Origin of the sequence: Paraburkholderia sp. BR13444 (assembly GCF_040948755.1) — a bacterium.
Lineage (GTDB): Bacteria > Pseudomonadota > Gammaproteobacteria > Burkholderiales > Burkholderiaceae > Paraburkholderia > Paraburkholderia youngii.
Map to the genome: position 1 here is coordinate 1 of NZ_JBFPKM010000037.1, position 2,718 is coordinate 2,718.

Annotated in this window: 3 protein-coding genes and 1 pseudogene; 2 read left to right on the top strand and 2 right to left on the bottom strand. The window is 59.6% G+C overall.

Going from position 1 to position 2,718, the window contains the following annotated elements; genetic code table 11:
- Positions 1–114 (bottom strand): annotated as a pseudogene (locus AB3X95_RS38795) (integrase); the annotation flags it as partial.
- Positions 115–420: 306 nt separating this feature from the next.
- Complete coding sequence (locus AB3X95_RS38800; RefSeq protein WP_184227208.1) at positions 421–762, bottom strand: helix-turn-helix domain-containing protein; 342 nt, start codon at positions 760–762, stop codon at positions 421–423.
- 94 nt (positions 763–856) lie between these two features.
- On the opposite strand from AB3X95_RS38800, the gene AB3X95_RS38805 reads away from it, so the two are divergent.
- Positions 857–1,171, top strand: coding sequence for a nuclear transport factor 2 family protein (locus AB3X95_RS38805; protein ID WP_368623996.1), 315 nt, complete (start codon positions 857–859; stop codon positions 1,169–1,171).
- Positions 1,171–1,950: an SDR family oxidoreductase gene (locus tag AB3X95_RS38810; RefSeq protein ID WP_184227206.1), complete on the top strand. Its 780-nt coding sequence runs from the start codon at positions 1,171–1,173 to the stop codon at positions 1,948–1,950. Before AB3X95_RS38805 ends, AB3X95_RS38810 begins: the two co-directional genes overlap by 1 nt.
- Positions 1,951–2,718: the final 768 nt, after the last annotated feature.

Here is a 2,718-nt window from a genome sequence, read left to right on the forward strand (position 1 = left end):
CTCACGGACGATGCGCAGATAGTTGGCTTGCGTCTTCGGGGAAAGCTGGCGCATGCGCATGTCGTCGATCATGCGCTGGCGCAGCGGGCTGACGGTCGGTTGGGAGGAGGTCATGATGCGGCTCCTGCTGGAGAACGAGGCGGATTGCCTCATTCGCCAACATACGGAACCGCGCGACGGACCTCTCGCGAACCGCCAGGCTTAGCCGGAGCCCCCTACCGCGCGAGCGGTTTCGTTCCTCGGCCAATTGCGGTCATTGATCGTGTCGTGTTCCAGGACTCTTTTGAGTCCATCAACAGACGCTCAAAGCGGTCGAAGGGCCGTTGGCCCGCTGAAGCCATTGTTGCGACCGTGGAGAGTCTGATCCGGCTTGGCTTGCTCGGCCAATCAACGGAGATTACCTAGGGCAACTACTCGGCATCAGACGGCTTTTAGCAACTCGTTGCGCTGCTCCGCCCATTTGAGAAGGGCGTCCAGAGCGGGACAGAGTGCTTGTCCCCAATCAGTCAACCGGTATTCCACCTTGGGCGGCACCTGGGCATAGAGCTTTCTTGCCACGATCCCGTCCGCCTCCAACTGGCGTAGCTGCTGCGCGAGCATCTTTTGCGAAATGCCAGGGACGAGCTTCTCCAGATCAGAGAAGCGCTGCACCTTGCCATCGAAAAGGTGGAACAGGATGACCAGCTTCCAGCGCCCTTCCAGCAATTTCAGCACTGCTTCGACACCGACTGCGGCCGTGTCGGGGGTGTATTCCTTTCCCATAGGTAGGTAACTTACTTTTCCGTGCGTTCTTGTTCAATAGTAAGTTTATAGCGAAAATTCCTGTATCGACATTTTGCCCTCAGAGGCTCCTGGCATGGACATTTCACTACCCGATGCGGTCTCCACTTTTTTTCAGGTGAGCAATGGTGCCGCGCCTTCATCGCTGCGACGTGCTTTTTCCGAAAAGGCCGTTGTCCACGATGAAGGCCAGACGTATCAGGGACACGAAGCACTGGCGGAAGCGCAGCGCAAGTATGCCTATAGCGTAGAGCCGTTGACGTTCGTGCAAGACGACGCCGGCGTCACTGTCGTGGCTCAATATGCTGGCAACTTCCCCGGAGGTCTCGCCGACCTGAAACATGTATTCCGGCTCACGGACCACAAGATTGAATTTCTGGAGATCCACTGATGACCACGAACCGCGAACTAACGGGCAAGCGTGTGCTGGTCACGGCTGGCACGAAGGGCGTTGGCCGCGCCGTCGTCGAACTGCTCGGCGAACTCGGCGCGCGCATCCTGACGACGGCTCGTGCCAAGCCGGACTTCATTCCCGACGCCATGTTCGTCGAAGCCGACCTCACTACGCCGGAGGGTTGCGCCACCGTAGCACAGGCCGTCGAAAGCCGGCTGGGTGGCGTGGACGCCATCATCCATGTCCTGGGCGGATCGTCAGCCCCGGTAGGCGGTTTTGCCGCGCTGGATGAAACCGAATGGCAGAAAGAACTGAATCTCAATCTGTTTCCAGCCGTACGACTGGATCGGGCGTTGTTGCCGAAGATGATTGAGCAACGTGCAGGCGTCATCATCCACGTCACGTCCATCCAGAATCGTTTGCCCTTGCCGGAATCAACCACGGCTTATGCTGCCGCCAAGGCTGCACTGTCCACGTACAGCAAGAGTCTGTCGAAGGAAATCACGCCTAAGGGCGTGCGCGTCGTGCGCGTGTCGCCGGGATGGGTGGAAACCGAAGCGGCAGTTGCGCTGGCAGAACGGCTTGCCAGCCAGGCCGGTACGGATTACGAAGGCGGCAAGCAGATCATTATGGACGCGCTGGGTGGCATCCCGCTCGGACGGCCGTGTAAGCCGGCGGAAGTCGCGAACCTGATCGCGTTTTTGATCTCGCCGCGTGCGGCGGCGATCAGCGGGGCAGAGTACGTGATCGACGGCGGAACGATTCCCACCGCGTAAGACTGATCCATCGGGACACCGATACGATCCTGCGGTACTCATCGCCCGGGCACCCTGTGCGTCCTGGTGTACCGCTGCTGCGTTGGGGTGCGCCCCGCGCCGCGGAAGCCGCTGCCATCCGGTCTTGACCCCTGACGCCTTTGGCCCTCGCGGGCCTGCGCGCTCCGCTTGCCGATAGTGAAGCTGCGAGGGCGAGACGTAAGGCTGTCGGTTTCCATCGCCGTTTTGAGGCGTCGAGCCCGTTGCAATATAACAAGCGAATCCGATTGTTGCACGCGATCGCTGCTGGTTCGTAGTCACGACGGTGCGACGTCGATTGTCTTCAGCGCATAGATTAGGCTCGCCTGTTCGGTCTGCCATCCTCAAGTGACCTTGCCGAAGGCCATCCAAAAACTTCGGGGCGCATACTCACCGCACAAACCAATGCCGCAGGACGGTCTGTGCCATAGCATCGAGGGTTCACAACGCACTTTCGGGAGAAGGAAGGCTGTCGACACGCGCCGAAAAATCTCCCTCACGTATCGCTTTCCGTTTTTGTAGCCGATCCAGTTACAGAGTGTCGAGTCAACCGGGGTGTTCCAGTGCCTGATATGTGGTCGTCAAAGGACACTGGCAAGCTGGGTGCAACAGGCTGTTTAGGGTCGACGGACTAAACCGCTTACGCGGTAGGGGCTACGGTCCGGCGCTTGAGGTCAGGGAGAGGCCGGGCGCGCGGTTCTATGTTGGCGAATGAGGCAATCCGCCTCGTTCTCCAGCAGGAGCCGAATC

Bases quoted from the DNA above. Each gene is read 5' to 3' on its own strand.
- AB3X95_RS38805 (WP_368623996.1), top strand. From the start codon at position 857: ATGGACATTTCACTACCCGATGCGGTCTCCACTTTTTTTCAGGTGAGC.
- AB3X95_RS38810 (WP_184227206.1), top strand. From the start codon at position 1,171: ATGACCACGAACCGCGAACTAACGGGCAAGCGTGTGCTGGTCACGGCT.
- AB3X95_RS38800 (WP_184227208.1), bottom strand. From the start codon at position 762: ATGGGAAAGGAATACACCCCCGACACGGCCGCAGTCGGTGTCGAAGCA.